Raw genomic sequence first — 19,431 nt, 5'->3', positions numbered from 1 at the left:
AATAAATTTGAGCCTTAAAACATTGTTTAAAAATTACTATAAATTATATTTCAAATTTGTAGTTAAATTTAACACCTACCGTAAGCGGGCGATTAATGTAATGGCCGTAGTTACGTTGTATGTCGGCGCCATTAGCTGATGTTATATCTGCATCTGAGCGACGAACGGATGTAACCGCGTATTTGTTGAATAGGTTATCAACATATAGCGTAGTTGACCATGCATCAGCCGTTAATTTAGCTGATATATTACTCAAACTGTAACCTGGTAGTGTTTCGCCGTTATCACGAAGTCCTACTCTTGAAAGCACGTCGCTTTGCGCGGTTAAACCGTAGTTAATATCAAGCGTTTTGTCGTTAAACACGTCTGTTTGATAGTTTACACCCATCGAAAATTGGTTTTCAGGCGAACCTGGCAAACGGTCGCCGTCTTCTGCGCCACCGGTACCATCGGCATTAAACAAAAATGGTGCGTCTGATGTTAGTTCTGCTTTTGTGTAAGCGTACGTAGCGTAAACCGAAAACGAGTCAGATAAAATAGCGCGGGTTGAAATTTCTACCCCTTTTGCATTAGCGCTACCTGCGTTTGAAAGGTACGTTAATTGACCTATATCTGTAGCGCCCGTAATTTGTGCATCATCCCAATCTACGTTAAATAACGCGGCGTTAAAGTGTAGTTGGCTTCTAAACCATGTACTTTTAAAGCCTAGCTCGTAGTTTGTTGTGGTGTCGGCTTCATACAATAATTCGTCAGGTTTACCACAACCTGTTTGTTGATCCTCAATAATTGGATCAGGGCAAGACACTAACCCATTTGAGCCGCCAATTCTAAAGCCTTCACTTACTGTTACATAACCCATTACTGAGTCAGTGAACTGGTATTTAGCATTAAATTTAAATAAGTTACCGTTATCGCCTGCTTCGTCTTTTTCGTATGCAACGGTGGTTACATCAGGATCTACTCCACCATACAATGTATTTGCTAGCGGGAAGTCAAAAGCCGCTTGCGACTCTATATCGTATTTGTAAAAACGGGCACCAATGGTCACATCTAATTTGTCGGTAACTTGGTAGCCAACTTCACCAAATAGTGCAGACTCAGTGACGGTACTTTTTGTAAGCTCTAAGTATTCTAATGAGTCAGGTCTTAGCTGCTCGCCACCAAAGTTATCGATAGCGAATTGGTCAAACCCAGGCGTAAACTCTCGGCTTGACGCTTCGGTTTCTGTTTTGTTGTAAAAGCCACCCACAATCCAGTTAAAGTCGCTGTCGCCTTGCGACACTAAGCGAATTTCTTGAGTGAAGGTATCTTCTTCGTCAATTTCACGGGTAAACGTTGAAAACGAAGGAAACTCTTCATAACCGTAATCAAGACGAATAAGTAAGTCTGTTTGGTCGCGTTGGCCGTCGGCATCAAAGCTCGAAATACCGGTTGCTGATACGAGCTCTGCAAAACCTAGGTCGGCTTTTAGTTCAAGGCTTAGTAATTGATCTTTTTTCTCGCGAGGCTCTTCAAAGCGATAAGCCGATTCGTATTTACCTATTACGTCGCTTAAGCCGTTGTTTGCATTAAGGCTGTTGTAATGAACAATCGAGCGACCTTCGCTGTCTTGGTTTTGGTAAAAGTAGTTAAGCGTACCTTCAAACGATTCATTTGGTTTAAAGCGAACAGAAATACGACCAGTAGTGGTGGTTTCGCCGTTGGCGTCTTTTACATTTTTAAGGTTGTTATTAACTGCTGAGCTATCGCTCCAATCTGGATCTGGCAACGATACGCCTGGCTCGCGTACTACGTAACCGTAATCGATAAAACCCGGATCTTCATATACATTTAAGCTGGCGCGTACTGCTAATTTATCTTCGATAATAGGAAGGTTAAATATAAAACCGCCTTCGCCACCTAAAGAGTCACTTTCTTTTGTTTGAAATAGGTCGCCGTATACTTCAAGCGATGTAAAATCAAGCTCAGGCTGTTTAAGCATGTAGCGAATTGCACCGCCTAATGTGCCTGCACCATAAAGGGTGCCTTGTGGCCCAATTAATACTTCAACACGCTCAATATCTACTAGGCGCATATCTACCGAAACAGGAATTTCGTTAATGTAAGTAGATACTGTGCCGCCATCTGATGATGGACCAGATGAATTAGTATTTAAACCACGAACAATAATAGGCGAGCCTGAGCGGCCACCTTGATCAGTAATTGTTAAACCAGGTACCCAGCGTGCTACATCCGCAAGCTCATTGATATTTTGATCTTTCATAATATCTGCATCAAGGGCTGTAATATTTAGCGGTGCATTTTGCACAGAGCCGCTGCGCCTTGTTGCTGTAACTTCGATTACTTCGAGTGATTTGTTTTTAGCTGCAACTTCTTCTTGAGCAAGTGCGGCATTAGGCAATAAAAATACGCTAGAAACAGCGCTCGAAATAGCCAAGGTTAACAAGCTTGGTTTAAACATAAAAAGTGATCCCCGGTTCAAAAGTTTTACATTAGTAAATTAAGTTAAGCAGTTTATCAGGGAGTGAAGTAGCTTGGAATATCTAAATTGAATTTTAATTCACTTTTATAGAATAAATATGGTTGGTGTGTGGGGTTTTTATTTAGTTAATAGGCAATACAAGCAATAGCTTAGTGCTATTAGGTACAGTTAGGTTAAAAATCACACCCTTGTTTAAAGGTAAATAGTCATTCATTTTTTAAAGATGGTGTTATGGCGTGCTCGTTAAACAAATTATTACATTAAAATTAATATTTCATAATGTCATTACTTATACTTTTATTGGCACTGTTAAAGTGTATTTTGATCCCCATTAAGAGTGTTAAGTCGCCATTATTAGTGACAGTTTACGTTATTGAGTGAGCGTGTTTGATTGCCGCTTCGTATTCTCTTTTTTATTTTGTCCGCACTTTTTTGTGCGTGTTTTTAAGGATTAACAATGAGCCAACTATTTTCGCCTTTATCACTTGGGCAAGTAACGTTAGATAACCGAATTATTATTGCACCCATGTGCCAGTATTCAGCAAACAATGGCGCTGCTAGCGATTGGCATACTATTCATTTAGGCCAATTGAGTTTGAGTGGTGCTGGGTTACTTATTTTAGAAGCAACAGCAGTAAACCCAGTAGGGCGTATTAGCTACGGCGATTTAGGGCTTTGGAATAACGAAACCCAGCAAGCGCTAGGTAAAAGCCTAATAGCAGTAAGGCAATACAGCCCTATGCCTATTGGTATTCAGTTAGCACATGCTGGGCGCAAAGCATCCACTGAAAAACCATGGGACGGTGGCGATGCGATTGCACCTGATGATGTTAATGGCTGGCAAACGCTCGCACCTTCGGCAATTGCGTACGACGATAAAAGCCCAGTACCAAAAGCAATGAGCCAATCTGACATAGATTCACTAATTAAAGATTTTGTAAGTGCAGCTAAACGCGCTGATGAACTCGGCCTTGATTTAATCGAGCTACATGGTGCGCACGGTTACCTGTTACACCAGTTTTTGTCGCCACTTTCAAACAAGCGCGATGACAACTACGGTGGTAGCCTAGAAAACAGAATGCGTTTATTGCTTGATGTGTTTAAAGCGGTAAGAGCGGTATTTCCTAGTGAAAAAGCGGTAGGTGTGCGTATTTCGGCAACTGATTGGGTTGAAGGCGGCTGGGATTTAGATCAATCGATAGTGCTTAGTAAAGCGCTTGATGAACTCGGCTGTGACTTTATTCATGTAAGTACTGCGGGTTTAAGTCCTGAGCAACAAATACCAGTAAAACCTAATTTTCAGGTACCGTTTGCAACAGCTATTAAAGAAGCTGTGAATATGCCTGTTATAGCGGTGGGTTTAATTACTGAGGCGCAACAAGCCGAGGATATTATTAGTGAGCAGCAAGCCGATGGTGTAGCGCTGGCGCGTGGCATTTTATATAACCCGCATTGGCCGTGGCATGCAGCTGCAGAGCTTGGCGCTACAGTAACTGCACCTAAACAGTATTTACGCTCAAGCCCACATGGGCAGCCATCACCAATTAAGTAAAACGAAGTTTTTTGTAAAAACCCAACCCGCGTTTGCTGGTTGGGTTTTATTATTTTTATAAAGTAGAGACACACATGACCCAACCAGGCGTTTCACCACAACCACTTAGCAATACTCTCGTTACTATTATTGCTTTGTGTTGCGGTCTTATTGTTGCCAATATTTACTACGCTCAACCTATTATTGAGTTGCTTGCCCCTGAAGTTGGATTAAGTGCGCACAGTGCTAGCCTTATCGTATCGCTTACACAAATAGGCTACGCTTTGGGGTTGTTTTTTTTAGTGCCATTAGCTGACTTAATTGAAAATAAGCGTTTAATGCTTATTACTTTAGCTGTGTCGTTTTTGAGTTTGGTGGGTACGGCACTTGCTGATTCACCTAATGTAATGCTTATTTTATGTTTAATGATAGGTATGAGCTCGGTTTCTGTTCAGGTGCTTATTCCGCTTGCTGCGCATTTATCGTCTGACGAGAAGCGCGGACAGGTTCTTGGCAATATTATGGCGGGTCTCCTGCTAGGTATTTTGCTGGCAAGACCTATATCGAGTTTAATAGCCGATCACTTTGGTTGGCGTGCTGTATTTTACTTTGCAGCAGGGTGTATGGTGTTTATTGCAGGCGTAATTTATTTTGCTATTCCAAGCAGGCAACCTACCCATAAAACAACGTATTTTAAGTTATTAAAATCGCTTAAACAGTTAATGATTAGCCAACCAGTGCTGCGCCAACGTTCACTTTTTCAAGCATTAATGTTTGCATCGTTCAGTTTATTTTGGACGAGCGTACCGGTTGTGCTTGCCCGTGAGTATGGTTTATCGCAATCAGAAATAGCACTGTTTGCACTTGTCGGTGCGGCAGGTGCTATAGCAGCCCCTATTGTTGGGCGTTTGGCCGACAAAGGCTATACACATCAGGTCTCTTTACTTGCAAAAGTTATAGCAGCTGGTTGCTTTTTACCCAGTTTGTTTGATTTACCTTACGGGATAGTAATTTTAGCGTTAACGGGTGTGTTTATTGATTTTGCTGTGCAAGCCAATATGGTACTTGGGCAACGCGCAGTTTACGCACTAGAGCCACAAAGCCGAGCACGTTTAAACGCTATTTACATGACCAGTATATTTGTAGGTGGTGCAGTGGGGTCGCTTATTGCCAGCCCGTTATATGAAGCAGGTGGTTGGACAGGTATTGCCCTGGTTGCTACGGGTATGCCGCTTATTTCGTTGATTGGGTATTTGGTTACAACTAACAAGCAAAGTAAGGCGGTAAGCTAATTACGTTGCTACAAAAAAGCCACTGCTTACGCGGTGGCTTTATTTTTTAGAATTAGTCGATTACAGTTTTTATTTAAGCAACCTGTTTTTTTGCGTTTGAAAACGAGCTACCAACAGATGCAACTATCACAAGTAAAATAGCTAGCCACTGCCATAAAGTAAGTAACTCACTTAAAATAATAAACCCTGCGAGCGAAGCTATTGCAGGCTCTAAACTCATCATTACGCTAAACCCTTGTGAAGGCATGTTACGCAGTGCAACCATTTCAAGTGTGTAAGGCAGTGCGCTTGATAAAATAGCAATACCAATACCCAGTGGGATAATTTCCCACGTAAACGCGGCGCTTTGCATAATGCCGCCGTATGGTACTAGCACTATAGCGGCAACGGTCATACCCAATGCGACAGTTGCTCCACCAGAGCTTTGTGTGCCCGTTTTTTTACCAAATAATATATAACCTGCCCAACATGCACCGGCACCAAGCGCAAGCGCTACACCCAATGGATCAAGGCTGTCTTGGCCGCTCATATCAGGAAGCAGAAGCAAAATACCGGCAATAGCACAGGCAACCCAAAATAAGTCACGTTTGCGGCGTGATGAAAATAAGGCAACAGCAAGCGGGCCTGTAAATTCAAGCGCTACACCAATGCCTAGTGGAATGCGTTCAATGGCGTAATAAAACAAAATGTTCATGCCGCCTAAACTTAAACCATACACAATTATAGGAATACGATTACCAGAAGTAGGTAAGTGTTTCCAAGGTTTAAACACTAAGCAAAGTATAAAGGCAGAAAAACCAAGCCTAAGGGCAGTTGTACCTTCAGGACCAACAATAGGAAAAAGCTGTTTTGCAAATGACGCGCCCGTTTGAATGGTCATCATAGCAAGCAGTACACACACTATAGCCAGTAAATAACTTTTTGAAGATGCTTGCATTTTAATCCTTGAGTTGAGTAACTCTATCAATTAGTTATGTAATGCAGGGAGTATAAAAGCTAAACCCGCCCGATATTAATGGCGGCATAGTATCTTTTTTTAAATTTATAGGTAAGTGTTTGCGACCAAAAATAGCGCAATTAAAAGTATATTAAATAGGGCGGGTAAATAAAGTAAGAGGTAAAGTTAGCAAACAGGCGTTTGCTAACTTTAATCAGTTGGTTAAAATGCCTTAGTGGGCACTTTTATTAACTAAGCCATCAAGCGAGTAGAGGCCTCGTTTTTCATCATTTTTGCGTTTAATTTCTTCAAGTGCGCGCGATTCTACGGCATCAAATAAAGCATTAATTAAGCGGTTAAAATGTTTGTGCATTGCGGTGCGCGCTGCATTTGCATCATGCGACTTTAGGGCTGTATAAATAGCGGTGTGTTCGTCCATAACGCACTCGTTATTGTTTTTACACACACTGCCATAGTCAGCAACAATTTGTGGGTTTGTTAAACGTAAATCCCACAAGTTAGACACTGCAAATTCAAGTGCTTTATTGCGCGTTGCTCTAGCTATAATTTCGTGGAACTCACGGTCGGCTTGCTCAACATAAAGGCCTTTTTCCATGGCAATTAATGTTTTATTTAGTTGCTCTAGTTCTTCTTCTGTAATGCTTTGAGCAGCTAAAGCGGCAATTTCGCCTTCAATTAATGCGCGAGCTTGAGTAAGTTCAAATGCACTGATCTCTTTTGATTTTATAGATGCATTTTTTTGTTCTACTACGTAAACACCAGAGCCGGTTTTAACTTCAACTCGGCCACGTACTTCTAATGCGATAATAGCTTCTCTAATGGTAGGGCGACTTACATCAAACATTTCTGCAAGTTCACGTTCAGGTGGTAAACGACTCCCAGCAGAAAATTCGCCTTGATTTATTAAAGACTCAATTTTATCAACTATGCGCCAAAATAAGCGACGATTACCCATACTTTACCTTCATTACCTTAAGGAATAATGGCCTCTGGGGCCTAAAAGTCAAAACCAACTGTTAATACCAGAGGTTACCTCAAAATTCACTATTATGTCAAAATTCTAACGCGATGTTATGGTTAAAAACCACTATACACCAATGGTTGTATTGTTGTATTACCAATTTAGTTTAAAATAATGCAATTGGCTAGCTTGATTGGTAATGTTTTTATGTGTTAGGTTAGTTTTAAGGTTATTGAATAATAAATATTGGTAATAAACCGATTTTGGGTTGTTAGTGTTAAGTTTGTTGTAGAAGTATTTGATTGCCCATGGATGGGGATCGCTATTTTTAAATGTGTTTGTAAAGTGTGTTTTGTAAAATGTGTCGTTGTACGAGAGCTATTTAAGCTTTCTTCTGGGCGTTAACTGTCGTTGGTTAACGCCCATATTTTATTTAGTTAGTCGTTAGGGTACACAACCCCAAGCTGTTTGCGAGCTTCATCAAGTACGCTCATTACGTTACTGGCTAAAATATGTGTATTAACGGGTGACTCAAGAATATTTTGCTTCACTAACGCCATAAAATGTTCAACTTCGTATTTCATAAAGTGCTCATCAAACGGCTGGGACATAACCTCTACCTCACCATTATTAGCAATAAACTCCACCTTTTTGAGTTGCGATACGGCTTCTATTCGTATGCGTCCAAGCTCGCCTTGTATTTCGGTTATGTTGTCGCCTTGCGATATTTTAGAGTAGCTAATAACGGCTTGTTTATCAGCGTAGTTTAGTAATACATCGCCCGCACCATCTACACCTGTATCAAGTAATACGCCACTGGCACTTACGCTTTGCGGCGCTCCCCAAAGTGCAATTAATAAATACAGTGGGTAAATCCCTAAATCAACTAAAGCACCATTAGCAAACTCGGGTAAAAACGTATTTGGACGCTCGCCATTTTTATATTTATCGTAACGCGATGAATATTGACTGTACTGGCCAATATATTTACGTGGTGTGCCAATTTTTACCATTGCCTGTTGCAGCCGTGCAAAGTTAGGTAAGTGAGTGGTCATCATGGCTTCCATGTAAAGGCGCTGATGTTTTTTTGCTGTAGCTATAATGCTTGCAAGCTCTTTAGAATTGGCTGCTGATGGTTTTTCGCCAAGGACATGTTTACCCGCTTCTAGGCACATAACGGCATATTGTTTGTGTAAGCTGTTAGGGGCGGCTATGTAGACAGCATCAACATTTTGATCTTGGCATACTTGCTCGATTGAGGTGAAAATTTTTGCTTGTGCATTTTGTGGGTGTTTGGCTAAAAATGCTTCGCCGCTTGATACTGCGCGCGAGCACACACCATATAAATTAAAATCGTTTAACGTATTTGCAGCGGCTAACAGTGTGTCGCTAATAAAATTGGTGCCAACAATAACAAAGTTCATGCTCACTCCTTAGCTTAAATAAAAAATAATAAGAGCGTTTAGTTTAACATTTTTTTAGTCCTATATGCTCGAGGAGAGCACCCAAACCAGCGTTTAACATTAACACTTAGCGTTGCTTGCTCCTGATACCCTAAAAGCTCAGATATGGTTGAGATTGTAAATTGGTTTTGCGCTAAATAGTGTGCAGCTAAAGCGCGACGAGTGGCATCTTTAAGTTTTACAAAACTCGTATTATGTTTGATAAGTTCTCGATGCAGAGTACGCGGGTGCATACCCAGCGCAGCTGAAATAGTTTGGTTACTACATTGATAAATAGGAAGCATAGGCCTAATTAGTGCACTAACTTGGTTGGGCAATGGTTGTGTGTGTTCTTTGTTTTTTGCCAAGAAGCTTAGCGCCGCTTGTACTTTATTTAGTTCAGGGTGATCAAGCTCAAGAGTTAAATCACTTTTTGAGATTACAATACCAGCGCTGTTGCGATGCTCTATAACGTTACAACCAAAGTAAGTGTTATAGGCACGAGTATTAGTACTTAATTTTTTTGGCAAAAATATATTAATTGGTTTGCAGCGGTTATTACTCAGCTTTTTAATAACAGCCAATGCTAAACCAATGGTTAGCTCAATCACTTGGTTGATGTTCGGTAATGGTTTTAAATTAATTTCGAATGATAAAAACAAGCTTTTATCATTCTCTAAAGGGTGCGAGTTTAAGCTAAGTGCAGGGCTGTGCAAGTGAAGGTATTTAATAACCCAATTAAGTGCATCACCTAAATTAGTACTACTTTTGGCAGCTATTGCAATATGTCCTAAAATATCAAAATTTTGTCTACTAGCGAGCTTAAGGCCAAAACTAGAGCAATTGAACTTACAAGCACAGTATTCTAAAAGCTCAGCGTAATCTCGATAAGGTAAATAGTGGTTGTCGAGATTTTTAAAGTCAACGTTACTAATATTACAGTTTTGCATTATTTCATGCGGATCGCCGCCAAATTCGCTAATTAGGGTATCTATACCTTGTAATGACGTGGCTCTGATTAGGCTGCTCATGGTTAACCTCAAATAAACGATGTCTAAAAATATCAAGTTTTGTTGAATTTTTCTATGCACTATTACTGCAAAAGCCGTTTAAAACTTTTATTAAGGTACACCATGAACAATACAACATTTGATTACATTGTGATTGGCGCAGGCAGTGGTGGCTGCGTGATGGCATCGCGCTTGTCTGAAGATAAAAATGTAAGTGTGTGCTTAATTGAAGCAGGCGGCAGCGATAAAAGCGCATTTGTACAAATGCCAGCTGGCATAGCAGCGAGTGTGCCTTATGGCATAAATAGTTGGCATTACAATACAGTACCTCAAAAAGAGTTAAATAATCGGTGTGGTTTTGTGCCGCGAGGCAAAGTGCTGGGTGGGTCGAGCTCTACTAATGCGATGGTTTATATTCGCGGTACTCAATACGATTACGACCAGTGGGCACAGCTTGGTAATACCGGCTGGGATTTTAATAGTTTACTCCCGTATTTTATTAAAGCTGAAAACAATAAAACCTTTATAAATAATGAGCTGCATGGCACTGATGGCCCCTTACATGTGCAAGAACTTAATAACCCAAGTGCAATTAACCAGTGTTTTTTAAACGGCTGTAAAGAGCAGGGCGTTAATTTAAGCGACGATATTAATGGTGCAGAGCAGCAAGGTGCACGGCTTTCACAAGTGACTCAGCATAATGGCGAGCGTTGTAGCGCCGCTAAAGCGTATTTAACACCTAACTTAAATAGAGCTAACTTAACGGTACTGACTAAAAGTCACGTTAATAAAATTATAATTAATGATAAAAGCGCCCAAGGTGTGCAAATAGAAAAAAACGGCAAAGTAATAGATTTACTTGCTAATAAAGAAGTGATTTTGAGCGCCGGTGCTATTAATTCACCGCAGGTATTAATGCTTTCGGGTATTGGCCCTAAAGCTCAGTTAAGCGCTCATAATATTAAAGCTCAACACGTACTAGAAGGTGTGGGTGCTAATTTACAAGATCACTTAACGGTAGTGCCGCTTTATAAATCAAAAACAAACAAGGGTACCTTTGGTATAAGCCCACTTGGTATTGCGAGCATTTTTAAAGGCTGCGTTAACTGGTTTAGTAAGCGAGAGGGGCGATTAACAAGTAATTTTGCAGAGTCGCATGCGTTTATTAAGCTATTTGAAGATTCGCCTGCATCTGACGTACAGCTAGAATTTGTTATAGGGCTGGTGGACGATCATAGTCGTAAATTACATACTGGGCATGGTTACAGTATACACAGCAGTATTATGCGCCCTAAAAGCCGAGGAACTATTACATTAGCTGACAGCAACCCACGTAGTGCTCCACTTATTGATCCTAACTACTTAAGCCACCCAGACGACATAGTTGCAATGCTTGCTGGCCTTAAAAAAACACTCGCTATTATGCAAAGCAAAGCCTTTGATACTATACGCGGTAAAATGGTCTATCCGCTTGATATAAATAATGATGATCAGTTAATTGAGTTTATACGCCAAACTGCAGATACCGAATATCACCCGGTTGGTACATGTAAAATGGGGCAAGACTCAATGGCGGTGGTCGATACTAATTTGCGAGTACACGGGGTAAGTAACTTACGCGTAGTGGATGCGTCGATTATGCCTTCCATTGTTACCGGCAACACAAATGCACCGGTAATTGCGATTGCTGAAAAAGCAGCTGATTTAATTAAACGCGGCAACGTTTAATTATTAAAGATACTTAGCTATAAAATTCGTTTAACCATTGTTGCCAATCGCTTTCAAGGTGCAGCATTTGCTGATGCTTTTTAGCGTTTAGGTGCTTGGTTTCGTCCTCGCTTGCCATGTAAGGTCCAACGCGACAAAGCGGGCAGTGGTTAGGTGTTAAATATGCTGGCTTTGTAAGGCGTGAGTTTAATTCACTAGTGTGTGTATCAATACCTTTTGGGCTGAAAACGTAAGTAATACCGCTGGTGTCTTTTACGTGTTTATCGCGGTCAACATTACGAATTTTATAACCTTCAAAATGATTAATATCAAACGGGGTTTGACCTAAATAATCAGCGGTTAAACCATTATTTAAACTGCCTTCAATATTCCACTCACGATACGGCTTTACATCTTTAGAGGTTATGTAACAAAGCATTGGGCCATCAGGGCTCAGCGCATATTCGTTAGCGTATTTAATAAACTGGTGCAGTAAAGCGCGGTTTAGTACATTCATACTGGTTTGGCGAGTGTTGTTTTCAAATGCTTCACGGCCAACAAACGCAGGTATAAGCGGAAACTGAAAAATAACCACATCAAAGCTGTGCTGATTTGCACTTAGAGTTTGCCAACACGCAGGGTTTGTTACATCAAAGCTATTAAGTACGGCAACGTTTTGCGCTTTTAAATCGTTAAGCGCATTGTCTTGGTACTTTTGCTCAATAGTAATTGCATCATCGTAGGTAGAGGCCACTAATATGTGCGGCTTTACGTTGTTATGTATGGCGCTCGAAAATGATAAGTCGCCATCGCCAACAGTGAGTATTCGCCAACCAGGATCTAAATACATAAATTAAAGCGGTTTAGTTGGTGTGTTATCAGCATCAGGCGTACTTTTTTGAGACTGTGCTGCAAGTAAACGATGAAACGCAAGTCTGGTTTTTAATCCTTCGATTGCGATTTGTTTAATAATAAGATTAAAGGTAATTAAAATGGCAAAGGCAATATGAATAGGCCCGTGGGTAAATCCTGCATTTGTATCGTAAAGCATTAAACCGAATAGCAAAAATAAGACGACTAAGAAAATTTCGAGTAATTGACTTGAATAAAAACTCAAACGACCTTCACTTTTATGATCTTTTTTTATGCGGATAGCACAAAAAAATGGGATCACTTTGATTTTAAATGCCGCGTTTTTTTCTACGTAGTTTTCGCCAAGTTCATCAAGTTGTTTTCGTAATTGGTCAATCATGGTGTGTCCTCAAATAGCAGTGCGCGGATATTACCTTATTACCACGCAATATTTAAGTTTACAGCTGTTATTTAACCTGAACTCTAGGGCCTGTTTATCTTTCGAGGTTAAATTTGCAGCAGACTGTTTGGTATTTAGGCAAGGCAAAGCCTATGTAGTGTGGTTATTCCCCATAAATAGGCGATAACGCAGCATAAATGCCAAACATGCGCTGCCCGAAGGGTTCTGCCTAGGGGCAATTTACTCTTTGTTGCTCGGTTTTTACTTAGCCCACTAGGTTACAAACCTCACGCCGCGATTAAATCGCCCCTAGATTGAACAAATTTTAATCCTGAAAGGTCAATAGGCCTTAGTTAAGAGATTTGCTAACTCGTTGAATTGTAGTGATATTTGAATTTATTTTCTCTAGCCAGAGATTTTCTGTGAGAACAAGGCGAATTTACGCGTCAATAGCGGGCCTATTGCAAGTAAATTCAACGCACTTAACACTGAAAATAGCTGCTTGAGATAGATTTATTATCCAGAGCTCAGGTTACTTAGGGTAAATACTCATACCAATAGTTAGGATGTGACAAACAAATACAACGGAGGTCAGCACAAAGCGCATTTTTTGATAATCTTTATGATAGGTTTTCCATTGTGGAGTGGCTTTTTCAAATATAAGTACTAACCAAAAACTAGCACCTAACCAAGCGAGTGCCCACTCTACAGGTAAAAATGATAAAAATGGAACTGGGATAACAGGTAATACCGCTTTAATTGCATTGCTATAGCTTTGCTCTCCGGCCCGCCACAAGTTACCTGCCATAAATGCTAAAATGGCGATACTGTAAAAAGTAAAAAACTCTAAGTTAACGCTGTTACTACCAAACACAAGCGGCCATGCCACGCAGCCTAAAAAAGGAAGTAGCCCTAGGTAGCCTAGTTGAATGTGATTAACAAATTTTTCCATAACAGTGTGCCTTGTGTTTGAACGTTTTTAAGCGCGGCTATTGTAGCAGTATTTTATAAGTAAAGTGGATTTACAATAAATGCGAGCTACTAAATAGTGTAGAGGTATTAATTGATTAAACGTTGTAGATAAAGCACTCGATCTTCATTGTTATTATTTCTTTAAATATAAAGTAATACAATATGTAGGGTAGGCTGATGATTAGCCTATTTTATTTTTACTGGGAGATGATACTTATCGTTTTATCAGATTAAAAAGCCTCTTAAAGAGGCTTAATTAAAAGGTGTTTTACTGCGTTGTTTTATCACTTTTGGCGGATTCTGGTAGGCCAAAAGCGCGGTCAAACGCCCATGTAAAAATAATTGCATAGATAAAGAAAAACGCAAACAGGCCAAGGTTTGCTATTAATGCATTTAGGGCTGATATATTTAACCACAACGACATTACAGGGATTAGTAATAATACCAACCCATCTTCAAAACCAATGCCGTGCAATAGACGCCTGCCTAAAGTACGCCCTCGCTCAGCTTGCTTTGCTTCCCAGCGTTCAAATAAAGCGTTAAATACATAATTCCAGCCAAGTGCAATACTTGATAAAACAATCGCTAAACCGATTGCTGAAGAGGCTGATTTGTCAAAAATAAAGCTGATAATAGGGCCAACAAAGGCAATGGCAAAAAATTCATATAAGACAGCCTGTAATACTCGGCGTTTTTTAGGAGTCATAATTAATCCCTGTTTAAGATACTTAGCTTAACAATTGATTGATACAGTTAAATTGTACCTCGCGTTTTAAATAATTGTACAGGTATGTTGCTGTAAGTACGCCATAAACGTATCTAAATTACCTGCGTTTATTGGCTATTTTTAGCTTGTTGGATATAAACCAAACAGTTGGCTGGCTTGTTGTTTTCCCCCATATTTATGGATATTGCTTACAATCTAAAAAACAGATTGCTTTAATCTAAACAATCAATTTTATTTAATTTCCCATTAGCCTTATTGTACTAATCAAGCCAACGCAAAAGGTCGTTTAAAACGAAAGCGTTGATTACTTTTTAAATACATTAAACATAGATGAGGAAATACCATGAGCACTTCATTAATCAACACAAAATTACAACCATTCAATGCAACCGCTTACCACAACGGTGACTTTGTAGAATTGTCTGAAAAAGATGTTCTAGGTAAATGGTCAATCTTCTTCTTTTACCCAGCAGACTTTACATTTGTATGTCCTACTGAACTTGGTGATGTTGCAGATTATTACGCACAACTTCAAGAAATGGGCGTAGAAGTTTACTCAGTATCGACTGACACTCACTTCACTCACAAAGCATGGCACGATACGTCAGACACAATTGGTAAAATTACTTACCCAATGATTGGCGACCCAACAGGACGTATTACTCGTAGCTTTGGCGTAATGATTGAAGAAGAAGGCTTAGCACTTCGCGGTACATTTGTAATGAACCCAGAAGGCGAAATTAAAATTATCGAAACTCACGATTTAGGTATTGGCCGTAGCGCTAAAGAACTTGTTCGTAAAGTACAAGCGGCACAATACATTGCAACTCACGACGGTGAAGTTTGCCCTGCATCTTGGCAGCCAGGTGAAGACACACTTGCACCTTCACTAGACCTAGTTGGTAAAATCTAAGTATAAATTTATTCCTACTATAAGGGCAGGTAACTGCCCTTAAATCAACGAACATTCGTTTGTTGGTGCCTCCTATATCAATATACTTGTTTAAGCACATGCATTATTTGGCATGGGAGGCTTGCTGTTTAAATTTTCCTAAAAGGGTTAAGCCATGTTAGATAACAACATAAAAAATCAATTAAAAAGCCATTTTGAATCGCTTACTCAACCTGTTGAGCTGCTTATTGCCTTGGATGACAGCAAAAAATCAGCAGAAGTAGAAAGCTTAGCAAACGATTTAGCCTCACTGAGCGATAAATTTACGGTAATAAACAACCCCGACACAAGCGCACGTCGCCCGTCAATGGTTGTACATTCACCTATTAAAAACACTCATATTACGTTTGCAGGCGTACCTATGGGCCACGAATTCACAAGTTTAGTGTTAGCGCTTTTACATACTGGCGGACACGCAAGTAAAGCCAAAAGTGAAGACATTGAGCAAATACAATCGCTTACTCAAGAGCTCAACTTTGAAGTATATATAAGTTTAAGTTGCCAAACGTGCCCGCAAGTAGTCCAAGCACTTAATACTATGGCAGCAACAAACAGTAATATTAAAGCGACCATGATTGATGGCGCATTATTTCAAGATGAAGTAGAAGAGCGAAATATTTTAGCTGTACCGGCTGTGTATTTAAATGGCGAACCATTTAGCCAAGGTGCACTGAGTCTTACCGACATACTTAATAAACTAGATAGCAAAGGTGCACAGCGCCAAGCTGAGTCGCTAAGTAAAAAAGACAAATTTGATGTACTTGTAATTGGTGGCGGGCCTGCGGGCGCATCGGCTGCTATTTACTCAGCACGAAAAGGGTTAAATACAGGTATTGTTGCCGACCGATTTGGCGGACAAGTTGCCGATACACTAGCAATAGAGAACTTTATTTCGATTAAAGCCACTGAAGGGCCAAAATTGGTTGCCCAGCTTGAAGAGCACGTTAAAGAATACGACGTGGATGTAATGCATAATCAGCGCGCAGCAGCACTTGGTTATAACAATGGCTACGAAATTACACTAGAAAATGGCGCAGTACTTAAAGCTAAGTCGCTCGTACTTGCCACCGGTGCACGCTGGCGTGAAATGAACGTACCCGGGGAGCAAGAATATCGCGGCCATGGTGTGGCATATTGCCCACATTGCGACGGCCCTTTATTTAAAGGTAAACCTGTTGCTGTAATTGGCGGTGGTAATTCAGGTATAGAAGCGGCAATCGATTTAGCCAATATTGTACAAAGCGTTACGGTACTTGAATTTGCAGACACATTACGTGCAGATGAAGTGCTTATTCGTAAAGCTAAAAGCATGGCCAATATTACGATTATCAAAAGTGCACAAACAACTGAAGTATTAGGCAATGGTAAAAAAGTAACTGGCTTAATGTACACAGATAGAGTGTCGGGAGAGAGCAAAGAGCTTGAACTTGACGGTATATTTGTACAAATAGGTTTGATACCTAATACAGAATGGTTAAAAGACAGCGATCTTGAATTAAGCAAATTTGGTGAAATACTGATTGATGCTAAAGGCGCGACGTCATTACCAGGCATTTATGGCGCGGGGGATGCAACCAATACTCCGTTTAAACAAATTATTATTGCAATGGGCAGCGGTGCAACAGCAAGTTTAGGTGCATTTGATTATTTAATTCGTCACTCTGAAGACGCTGATCAAAGCGCTGCTTAACATTATTTAATAAAAAATTTAGTAAAAACTCTCTTGATATAACAGCAAGGCTACACCCATAGCTGTTTGTTAACCCAAGCCGCCCTTCTCCAAAGGCGGCTTTTTTAATGCTTAAGAATTAGCACACGATTTAATCGCACCCACCACCAGAATCACCGCCGCTACAATTTGTGTGAGAGTGCGATGAGTTACTGCTAGAGGAAACTGATGAGTCACTGCCAGTATAAGCGGATGATCCACGTGATGACTTAGCACTGATAAATGTAACTAACAGCAATACGCCTGATACGATAACAATTGTTATTGATGAGCTCCATTGCCCAGTGGAAACGCCTTTAAATACTGCAACAATAAGTACTGTTAGTAATATAGTTCTAATTATGTTTTTCATTTTATGTTCTTATTTTTTACCAGTGGCAGTGCAGTAAAAATTAGCTGATTTTTACGGTATGCTCAAGCGCATTAATAACCGCTTTTTCAAGTATGGGTAGTTTAAACGGTTTTGATATAAACATATCCATACCGGCTTGTTTGCAGGCAAGTTTGTCTTGTGATGAAGTATTAGCAGTTATAGCCACTATGTAGGTTTCTTCATGCGAGCAGATGTTTTCTGATCTAAGCTGCTTTGTTGCCTCAAATCCATCGAGTATGGGCATTATGCAGTCCATAAAAATAAGGTCATAATGCTTTTGGCGACATTTTAATACAGCATCTTGGCCATCAACTGCTGAGTCTGCTTTAATATTAAGCTTGCCTAAAGAGGCATGAAGTACTAACCGATTGATGTCGTTATCATCGACTACAAGCACTGATAGTTCACTGCCATTAATATCTAACGTTGATTTAAGGCTTTCTTGTTTTTGTTCTGTCCCTTTCTCAATAGGAATATTTACTAAAAACGTAGTGCCTTTATTAGGTGTACTTTTTACCTTTATTTTCCCGCCCATATATTCAACAAGCTCTTTTACTATTGCAAGGCCAAGGCCTGTTCCACCTTTTGAATTCTTAGCATCTACTTCTTGAGAAAAAGGAGAAAACAGTGATTCTAAAAAGTTTTTACTCATTCCTCGGCCTGTATCAGACACTTCAATATTTAAACTTAGCTTATTTTTTATTTTAGAAAGGCTGGTGTTTAATGTAACTGAACCATTTTCAGTAAATTTAAGTGCATTACTCAGTAAATTAGAAGCAATCTGGCTAAGGCGTGTGTTGTCGCTAAACGCCCAGCAGTTGTCATCAATTGTATTATTTACTTGTAGCGTTACATGCGTGTTTTTAAATAGAGGTGTATACAAAGAAGTTAAATCGGTAAAAATTGTTTTTAGTAAAAAGTCAGTAGGTTCAAGCTTTAGCTCACCATGATTAATTTTAGAAAAATCGAGCACTTCGTTAATAATACTAAGTAAAATATCGGCGCTTCTAAGTCCTATTTTAATTTTTTCAGCGCGAACTTCTTCACTGTGTTCATCAACTAATGTGGTTAGCATACCTGTAATGCCATTCAGTGGGGTTCTTAATTCGTGGCTGATTTTGGCAAATAGCATGCTTCTGTCTTCAAGTAGGCGCTCTGCTTGAGCTTGCTTTTGTTTAAGCTCTTCTCGGAGCATTACTGACTCGGTGACATCTTGGCAGGTGCCAAATAATCGGACACATCGGCCTTCATCAAATTCGGCCTCACCAAAGGTAGCCACCCATAAATGTTTATTTTTAGCGGTTACTATTTCTAGTTCTAGATTCCATTTTTTGCCTTTTTCTATGGCTAATTCTACCGCGCGAGTAATGCCTTCACGACTTGGACCTTCTTTATAAAACTCGACTGCAGAATTCATTTGCGGTTGAAATTGTTCATCCACCTCATGTATGAGGTATGTTTGCTCGCTCCAGGTAATTTTATCGGAGATTAGATCAACCTCCCACGTACCTATATTTGCAACGTTTTCTAACTTTAATAAAGTATTACTATTTTTTATGAGTTGTTCTTTAGCTTGGGTGCGAGCAAATTCCGATCCAAGCCATTGTGCAAATAACTCAATATAATCATAGGCTGCATCATTAAAAGCTGGAGAGCTGTTTATGGATGAAAAGTTAACGGTACCAAATGTTTTTTTACCAATTTTTATTGGCGCGCCAATATAAGACTCTAACTGAAAGTTTATATAACAGGGGTGGTTTGCAATTGCGCTTTGAGATGCTTTATGAAAGGCAAGTGCAGAGCCTGCAGCGAGCGTATGTACGCAATAGGTGCCTTGTAATTCAAACACGGTACCGGGTAAAAGTGAGTTGTCAGGGGTTTTGGCATATAAAACGGTGTAGCTGTTTTCATCTACTTTACTAATAATACCTAGCTCAAGGTCAAATACTTCTAACCCAAACACTAAGAGCTTATTAATTTTATTTTCAAAATCAAGAGATTGATTAGAAACTATATCGTGAAAACATCGTAAAAAATTCAAAA

At 39.9% G+C, this 19,431-nt stretch carries 16 protein-coding genes; 5 read left to right on the top strand and 11 right to left on the bottom strand.

The window, feature by feature from the left end; all coding sequences use genetic code 11:
- Positions 1–43 precede the first annotated feature (43 nt).
- A complete protein-coding gene (locus tag GQR46_RS03915; RefSeq protein WP_165740024.1) occupies positions 44–2,461 on the bottom strand; it encodes a TonB-dependent receptor in 2,418 nt (805 codons plus the stop codon).
- 478 nt (positions 2,462–2,939) lie between these two features.
- Between GQR46_RS03915 and GQR46_RS03910 the strand changes: the two genes are divergently transcribed.
- The gene (locus tag GQR46_RS03910) at positions 2,940–4,034 is read left to right on the top strand and encodes an NADH:flavin oxidoreductase/NADH oxidase (protein WP_165740023.1); all 1,095 of its coding nucleotides are present in this window, start codon (positions 2,940–2,942) and stop codon (positions 4,032–4,034) included.
- Positions 4,035–4,108: 74 nt separating this feature from the next.
- Positions 4,109–5,305: an MFS transporter gene (locus tag GQR46_RS03905; protein WP_165740021.1), complete on the top strand. Its 1,197-nt coding sequence runs from the start codon at positions 4,109–4,111 to the stop codon at positions 5,303–5,305.
- 73 nt (positions 5,306–5,378) lie between these two features.
- On the opposite strand, the gene GQR46_RS03900 is transcribed toward GQR46_RS03905, so the two are convergent.
- The 4 genes from GQR46_RS03900 to GQR46_RS03885 form a co-directional block, all read right to left on the bottom strand.
- Positions 5,379–6,242: a DMT family transporter gene (locus tag GQR46_RS03900; RefSeq protein WP_165740019.1), complete on the bottom strand. Its 864-nt coding sequence runs from the start codon at positions 6,240–6,242 to the stop codon at positions 5,379–5,381.
- 232 nt (positions 6,243–6,474) lie between these two features.
- A complete protein-coding gene (locus tag GQR46_RS03895; protein ID WP_024591884.1) occupies positions 6,475–7,218 on the bottom strand; it encodes a FadR/GntR family transcriptional regulator in 744 nt (247 codons plus the stop codon).
- A gap of 443 nt (positions 7,219–7,661) precedes the next feature.
- Positions 7,662–8,648, bottom strand: a complete 987-nt coding sequence (locus tag GQR46_RS03890) for a Gfo/Idh/MocA family oxidoreductase (protein ID WP_165740017.1) — start codon at positions 8,646–8,648, stop codon at positions 7,662–7,664.
- 38 nt (positions 8,649–8,686) lie between these two features.
- Complete coding sequence (locus GQR46_RS03885) at positions 8,687–9,697, bottom strand: AraC family transcriptional regulator (RefSeq protein WP_165740015.1); 1,011 nt, start codon at positions 9,695–9,697, stop codon at positions 8,687–8,689.
- Between the two features lie 102 nt (positions 9,698–9,799).
- On the opposite strand from GQR46_RS03885, the gene GQR46_RS03880 reads away from it, so the two are divergent.
- On the top strand, positions 9,800–11,404 hold the full coding sequence (locus tag GQR46_RS03880; protein WP_165740013.1) for a GMC family oxidoreductase N-terminal domain-containing protein: 1,605 nt from the start codon (positions 9,800–9,802) through the stop codon (positions 11,402–11,404).
- A 13-nt stretch (positions 11,405–11,417) separates the two neighbouring features.
- Here GQR46_RS03880 and GQR46_RS03875 read toward each other — a convergent pair whose 3' ends face one another.
- The 4 genes from GQR46_RS03875 to GQR46_RS03860 all read right to left on the bottom strand — a co-directional run bounded on the left by GQR46_RS03875 (position 11,418) and on the right by GQR46_RS03860 (position 14,313).
- A complete protein-coding gene (locus tag GQR46_RS03875) occupies positions 11,418–12,233 on the bottom strand; it encodes a class I SAM-dependent methyltransferase (RefSeq protein ID WP_165740012.1) in 816 nt (271 codons plus the stop codon).
- Positions 12,234–12,236: 3 nt separating this feature from the next.
- Positions 12,237–12,635: a hypothetical protein gene (locus GQR46_RS03870; protein ID WP_165740010.1), complete on the bottom strand. Its 399-nt coding sequence runs from the start codon at positions 12,633–12,635 to the stop codon at positions 12,237–12,239.
- A 532-nt stretch (positions 12,636–13,167) separates the two neighbouring features.
- The gene (locus tag GQR46_RS03865) at positions 13,168–13,587 is read right to left on the bottom strand and encodes a DUF3429 domain-containing protein (protein ID WP_165729525.1); all 420 of its coding nucleotides are present in this window, start codon (positions 13,585–13,587) and stop codon (positions 13,168–13,170) included.
- A gap of 288 nt (positions 13,588–13,875) precedes the next feature.
- Entirely contained in the window at positions 13,876–14,313 is a 438-nt protein-coding gene (locus GQR46_RS03860) for a PACE efflux transporter (protein ID WP_165740008.1), read from the bottom strand.
- Positions 14,314–14,677: 364 nt separating this feature from the next.
- On the opposite strand from GQR46_RS03860, the gene ahpC reads away from it, so the two are divergent.
- The gene (ahpC, locus tag GQR46_RS03855) at positions 14,678–15,247 is read left to right on the top strand and encodes an alkyl hydroperoxide reductase subunit C (protein ID WP_007581822.1); all 570 of its coding nucleotides are present in this window, start codon (positions 14,678–14,680) and stop codon (positions 15,245–15,247) included.
- Between the two features lie 154 nt (positions 15,248–15,401).
- Positions 15,402–16,976, top strand: a complete 1,575-nt coding sequence (ahpF, locus tag GQR46_RS03850) for an alkyl hydroperoxide reductase subunit F (protein WP_165740006.1) — start codon at positions 15,402–15,404, stop codon at positions 16,974–16,976.
- A gap of 130 nt (positions 16,977–17,106) precedes the next feature.
- Here the strand turns inward: ahpF and GQR46_RS03845 are convergent, their stop codons facing one another.
- Both GQR46_RS03845 and GQR46_RS03840 read right to left on the bottom strand, forming a co-directional pair.
- A complete protein-coding gene (locus GQR46_RS03845; RefSeq protein ID WP_010555288.1) occupies positions 17,107–17,367 on the bottom strand; it encodes a hypothetical protein in 261 nt (86 codons plus the stop codon).
- A 40-nt stretch (positions 17,368–17,407) separates the two neighbouring features.
- Positions 17,408–19,429 (bottom strand): ATP-binding protein, encoded by a 2,022-nt coding sequence (locus GQR46_RS03840; protein ID WP_165740004.1) that lies wholly within the window; start codon positions 19,427–19,429, stop codon positions 17,408–17,410.
- Between the last annotated feature and the right edge of the window lie 2 nt (positions 19,430–19,431).

Source organism: Pseudoalteromonas sp. Z1A6, assembly GCF_011378745.1.
Classification (GTDB): Bacteria; Pseudomonadota; Gammaproteobacteria; order Enterobacterales; family Alteromonadaceae; genus Pseudoalteromonas; species Pseudoalteromonas arctica.
The sequence above is the reverse complement of the archived record's forward strand: the minus strand, read 5'-3'. Positions and strand labels throughout refer to the sequence as shown.

Excerpts from the sequence above, each read along its gene's own strand:
- GQR46_RS03915 (WP_165740024.1), bottom strand. The coding sequence starts at position 2,461 with ATGTTTAAACCAAGCTTGTTAACCTTGGCTATTTCGAGCGCTGTTTCT.
- GQR46_RS03910 (WP_165740023.1), top strand. The coding sequence starts at position 2,940 with ATGAGCCAACTATTTTCGCCTTTATCACTTGGGCAAGTAACGTTAGAT.
- GQR46_RS03905 (WP_165740021.1), top strand. The coding sequence starts at position 4,109 with ATGACCCAACCAGGCGTTTCACCACAACCACTTAGCAATACTCTCGTT.
- GQR46_RS03900 (WP_165740019.1), bottom strand. The coding sequence starts at position 6,242 with ATGCAAGCATCTTCAAAAAGTTATTTACTGGCTATAGTGTGTGTACTG.
- GQR46_RS03895 (WP_024591884.1), bottom strand. The coding sequence starts at position 7,218 with ATGGGTAATCGTCGCTTATTTTGGCGCATAGTTGATAAAATTGAGTCT.
- GQR46_RS03890 (WP_165740017.1), bottom strand. The coding sequence starts at position 8,648 with ATGAACTTTGTTATTGTTGGCACCAATTTTATTAGCGACACACTGTTA.
- GQR46_RS03885 (WP_165740015.1), bottom strand. The coding sequence starts at position 9,697 with ATGAGCAGCCTAATCAGAGCCACGTCATTACAAGGTATAGATACCCTA.
- GQR46_RS03880 (WP_165740013.1), top strand. The coding sequence starts at position 9,800 with ATGAACAATACAACATTTGATTACATTGTGATTGGCGCAGGCAGTGGT.
- GQR46_RS03875 (WP_165740012.1), bottom strand. The coding sequence starts at position 12,233 with ATGTATTTAGATCCTGGTTGGCGAATACTCACTGTTGGCGATGGCGAC.
- GQR46_RS03870 (WP_165740010.1), bottom strand. The coding sequence starts at position 12,635 with ATGATTGACCAATTACGAAAACAACTTGATGAACTTGGCGAAAACTAC.
- GQR46_RS03865 (WP_165729525.1), bottom strand. The coding sequence starts at position 13,587 with ATGGAAAAATTTGTTAATCACATTCAACTAGGCTACCTAGGGCTACTT.
- GQR46_RS03860 (WP_165740008.1), bottom strand. The coding sequence starts at position 14,313 with ATGACTCCTAAAAAACGCCGAGTATTACAGGCTGTCTTATATGAATTT.
- ahpC (WP_007581822.1), top strand. The coding sequence starts at position 14,678 with ATGAGCACTTCATTAATCAACACAAAATTACAACCATTCAATGCAACC.
- ahpF (WP_165740006.1), top strand. The coding sequence starts at position 15,402 with ATGTTAGATAACAACATAAAAAATCAATTAAAAAGCCATTTTGAATCG.
- GQR46_RS03845 (WP_010555288.1), bottom strand. The coding sequence starts at position 17,367 with ATGAAAAACATAATTAGAACTATATTACTAACAGTACTTATTGTTGCA.